Source organism: Nonomuraea lactucae (genome assembly GCF_003313395.1).
GTDB lineage: Bacteria > Actinomycetota > Actinomycetes > Streptosporangiales > Streptosporangiaceae > Nonomuraea > Nonomuraea lactucae.
Genome location: NZ_QNFZ01000206.1, coordinates 1 through 4,236 on the forward strand (window position 1 = coordinate 1; position 4,236 = coordinate 4,236).

The window sequence follows — 4,236 nt, forward strand, 5'->3', positions numbered from 1 at the left end:
CACGGCCCGATCGTCGCCGGAGGCCTCGAACGGCCCGTGGCGGCCGGCGAAGCCGTCGATCCACGGGTGCACGCGCTCCGGCGGCACGGACACCCACCGGCCGCCGCCCTTCGCCGGTCGCGCGCTCATGCCCGAAGGCTAGCCGACCGGAGTCCCCCGCCCGGCACGCCCGCGGCCTCGCCGAGCCCGCACGCCGCTTCCCACGAGCCCCGGCGCTCGCTCCGGGATCCCCGCACCTCCGACGGGAACTCCATGGGAAATGTCGGTGAACTTCGTCTGGAACGCCTTCTGCACAGCCCGGCGAAGCCGGATCATCGCTACGTGCCGTCTGCAGGCCCCATCGTGGATCTTGACACGGGAACCGTCGTCGCCAGGCCGGCGACCGTGGACCCATTGGGCTACGTCCCCGACGGCCCACTGCCGCTGGTGCTGGAGCTGCCCATCCGGGTGGTCGCGCAGGGTGCGGGGGCGCTCACGCCGCTGCACGAGGCGCTGAGGAGGTCCGGCAGGCATCCCCGCGAGACCATGCTGCTGCTCACGGGTCCGTGCGGCCCGGCCGAGCGGCCGGTGATCCAGGTCTCGCTCGACGGGCTGCGCAGCCATGGCTACCTGCTCGGCTTCGGCGGCGTGGGCGCGGAGAGCGTGCCGCTCGACCTGATGGCGGACGTCTCGCCGTACCTGCTGGCGCTGTCGACCGAGGTGATGGCGCGGCTCCCGCGCGACCACCGGGCGATGGCGGTCGCGCGGGCGGTGGTGGAGCTGGCGCGCGGCATCGGCGCGCACGTGCTCGCACCCGCGATCGAGGAGCAGGCACAGCTGTCGGCGGTGCGCGGCTGGGGCGTGCGGCTCGCGCACGGGCCGCTGCTGGCGCCGGGTCCCGACGGTCTGGTACGGGTGCCCCTCCCGTCCGCCGAGGACACGCCCGCCGGGGTGGAGCTGGGCCCGCGCGTGCAGGAGCTGCTGCTGCCCGCGGTGACGCTGCCGGCGGAGGCGAAGGCGGAGGAGGTGGTGGAGGCGTTCGGCCACGAGCCGTCCATCACCAGCGTGATCCTGGTGGACGAGTATCAGCGGCCGCAGGGCAGCCTCGACCGGGGCAGGTTCCTGCTGTCGATCGCGGCCCGCTACGGGCACGCGCTGCACGGGAGCAAGCCCGCGCGGCGGCTGGCCGACCCTCCGCGCACGGTGCCGAAGAGCACGCCCGCCGTGGCCGCCATGCGGGCGGCGGGCCATGACTCGGGCCGTGTGTACGACGACCTGGTGGTCACCGACGAGCTGAACCGCTGCATGGGCATCGTCCGCGTCTCGGACCTGATCCGCCAGCTGACCGCGATCAAGAGCTGAAGATCCGTAACGACTCGGACGCCGCACTGGGCAGCGCACCGCCGGTCGGGTAGGAAGTAAGGCGTGACGCGGCAGCTGAACAGACGGGCCCTGCTCGGCGCGGGCGCGCTGGCCGGGGTGGCGGCCTGCGCCTCCACGCCCTCGCCCCCCTTCCCCTCGAAGGCGCCTCCCTTCGAGCCGAAGGACTGGGCGTCGGTGCGCGCGCAGTTCACGCTCGACCCGGGCCTGGCGCACTTCTCGGCGTTCGTGCTGGCTCCCGCGCCGGCCCTGGTGCGCGAGACGATCCAGAGGCACCGCGCCGGGCTGGACGCCGACCCGCACTACCTCCCGCGGGGCGACCCTGCTCCCGACCTCACCATCCGGCGGACGGCCGCGCGCTTCCTCGGCGGCGAGCCGGGCCAGATCGCGCTCACCGACAGCACCACGATGGGCCTCGGGCTGCTCTACTCCGGCATGCGGCTGCGCCCGGGCCAGGACGTGCTGACCACCGAGCACGACTTCCTGGCCACCCACGAGGGCGTGCGCCTGCTGGCCGAACGTACGGGGGCGCGGGTGCGCAGGGTCAGGCTGTACGACAACGCGGCGACGGCGTCGGCCGACCGGATCGTCAGCGCGATCAAGGCGGGCCTCGGTCCGCGCACCCGGGTGGTGGCGGTGACCTGGGTGCACTCCAGCACCGGAGTGCGGCTGCCCATCAGGGCCATCGCCGACATGCTCGCCGAGATCAACAGGGGTCGGGACGAGCAGGACCGGGCGCTGCTGTGCGTGGACGGGGTGCACGGCTTCGGCGCGATGGCCGACGGCGTGGCCGACCTGGGCTGCGACTTCCTGTCCAGCGGCACCCACAAGTGGCTGTTCGGGCCGCGCGGCACCGGCATCCTGTGGGGCCGGGCCTGGGACGCCCTCGCGCCGGTCGTCCCCGGCTTCGAACGGCCCTCGTTCGTGGCGTGGCAGACCGGCAGGGCGCCGGGCCCGACCACGGCCGAGCTGGTCACGCCGGGCGGTTACAAGGCCTTCGAGCACCGGTGGGCGATGACGCAGGCGTTCGGGTTCCAGGACGCGATCGGCAAGGACCGCGTCCAGCGGCGAACCCAGGAGCTCGCCACCCGCCTCAAGGAGGGGCTGCGCGCCATCCCGCACGTCACGCTGGTGACGCCGGTCGCGGCCGAGCTGTCGGCGGGGCTGGTGTGCTGCGCGATCGCGGGCATGCACCCGGACATGGCGGTGGCCGGGCTGCGCGAGCGGAAGATCGTCGCGAGCAGCACGCCGTACAGGCCGACGCTGCTGCGGTTCGGCACGAGCATCGTCACGACCCCCGAGGAGGTGGACCGGGCGGTCAAGGCCGTGGCGGAACTGCGCTGACCGCCCCGTCCGCCCGGGCACCGGAGGTGCCCGGGAAGGGCGCTCAGAGGCGGCAGGCGTAGATGTCGGTGACCAGGATGGCCCGCGCCCCGATGTCCCACAGCTGGTCCATCACCTGCTGGTGGCCCTTGCGGCGGACCATGGCCCGGACGGCGACCCATCCCTCGCGGTGCAGCGGCGAGACCGTCGGCCCCTCCATGCCGGGGGTGAGCGCGATGGCCTCCTCGATCCGCTCGGCGCGGATGTCGTAGTCCATCATGACGAAGTCGCGGGCGTGCACGACCCCCTGGAGCCTTCGTACGAGCTGGAGCACGCCCGAGACCTCGGGCGCGCTCTGCCGCTTGATCAGCACGGCCTCCGAGCGCATGATCGGGTCGCCGAACACCTCCAGGCCGACGTTGCGCAGCGTGGTGCCGGTCTCGACGACGTCGGCGATGGCGTCGGCCACGCCGAGCCTGATGGCGGTCTCGACCGCGCCGTCGAGCCTGATGACGCGGGCGTCCACGCCCGCGTCGGAGAGGTATTTGCCGAGCAGGCCGGCGTAGGAGGTGGCGATCCGCATGCCGTCGAGGTCCTTGACCGACGTCATCGCGCCGGCCCTGGAGGCCAGGCGGAACGTGGAGCCGCCGAAGCCGAGCGGCATGATCTCCTCGACGGGCGCGCCCGAGTCGATCAGCATGTCGCGGCCGGTGATGCCGGCGTCGAGCGTGCCCTCGCCGACGTAGACGGCGATGTCGCGCGGGCGCAGGAAGAACAGCTCGCAGCCGTTGTCCTCGTCGAGGACGACGAGCTCCTTGCTGTCGCGGCGCGGCCGGTAGCCGGCCTCTTTGAGCATGGCCTGGGCGGCTTCGCTGAGCGCGCCCTTGTTGGGTACGGCTAGTCGGATCATGTCGTTGTCATCCCTGTGTCTCGCGAAGGTCGGAACGGGTGCCAGGTCCGGGCGCGAACGCCCTAGAGATGCTTGTAGACCTGGTCCAGCCCGATGCCCTTCGCGAGCATGAGCACCTGCACGTGGTAGAGGAGCTGCGAGATCTCCTCCGCGGCCCGGTCGGTGGACTCGTGCTCGGCGGCCATCCAGCTCTCGGCGGCCTCCTCGACGACCTTCTTGCCGATGGCATGGACACCGGCGTCGAGCGCGGCCACGGTGCCCGACCCCGCGGGCCGGGTGCGCGCCTTCTCGGACAGCTCGGCGAACAGCTCTTCGAAGGTCTTCATGGTCTCTCTCGTCGGTCGGCTGACGTGCATGACAAGCCTAGTCTGCGCGCGACGGTCCCACGCCCCGGAGTCCGCCACGCGAGACGGCGCGCCGCCCTTGTGGACGTTCCCTCGCCCGGGAACGGCACCGCCCGCCGTGCTCCCCTGTCGGGGGTACGGCGGGCGGTGTGAGGTGTCGGGGAAGGTCAGCGGCCGTATCGGCGCTCACCCTGGCCGGAGCGGAAACCGTTGCCGCGTCCCTCGGAGCGGTAGCCGCCCCGGCCGCCACGGTCGTCGCCGCGGGGGCCGCCGGACCGGTGGCCGTCGCGCGGCCGGTCG

The 4,236-nt window shown here is 73.2% G+C and carries 4 protein-coding genes; 2 read left to right on the plus strand and 2 right to left on the minus strand.

What is annotated here, in order from left to right; genetic code table 11:
* The first annotated feature begins 321 nt into the window (after positions 1-321).
* Both DQW85_RS12925 and DQW85_RS12930 read left to right on the plus strand, forming a co-directional pair.
* Positions 322-1,341 carry an EAL domain-containing protein gene (locus DQW85_RS12925; RefSeq protein WP_240197136.1) on the plus strand — a complete coding sequence of 340 codons (1,020 nt, stop codon included), beginning with the start codon at positions 322-324 and terminating at the stop codon, positions 1,339-1,341.
* Between the two features lie 63 nt (positions 1,342-1,404).
* Positions 1,405-2,703 carry an aminotransferase class V-fold PLP-dependent enzyme gene (locus DQW85_RS12930; RefSeq protein WP_113700566.1) on the plus strand — a complete coding sequence of 433 codons (1,299 nt, stop codon included), beginning with the start codon at positions 1,405-1,407 and terminating at the stop codon, positions 2,701-2,703.
* Positions 2,704-2,746: 43 nt separating this feature from the next.
* Here the strand turns inward: DQW85_RS12930 and hisG are convergent, their stop codons facing one another.
* Both hisG and DQW85_RS12940 read right to left on the minus strand, forming a co-directional pair.
* Positions 2,747-3,592 (minus strand): ATP phosphoribosyltransferase, encoded by an 846-nt coding sequence (hisG, locus tag DQW85_RS12935; RefSeq protein ID WP_113700567.1) that lies wholly within the window; start codon positions 3,590-3,592, stop codon positions 2,747-2,749.
* Between the two features lie 62 nt (positions 3,593-3,654).
* On the minus strand, positions 3,655-3,918 hold the full coding sequence (locus DQW85_RS12940) for a phosphoribosyl-ATP diphosphatase (protein WP_113700568.1): 264 nt from the start codon (positions 3,916-3,918) through the stop codon (positions 3,655-3,657).
* Positions 3,919-4,236 lie beyond the last annotated feature (318 nt).

Coding starts and splice junctions, on each gene's coding strand:
- hisG (WP_113700567.1), bottom strand. CDS start 3,592: ATGATCCGACTAGCCGTACCCAACAAGGGCGCGCTCAGCGAAGCCGCC.
- DQW85_RS12940 (WP_113700568.1), bottom strand. CDS start 3,918: ATGAAGACCTTCGAAGAGCTGTTCGCCGAGCTGTCCGAGAAGGCGCGC.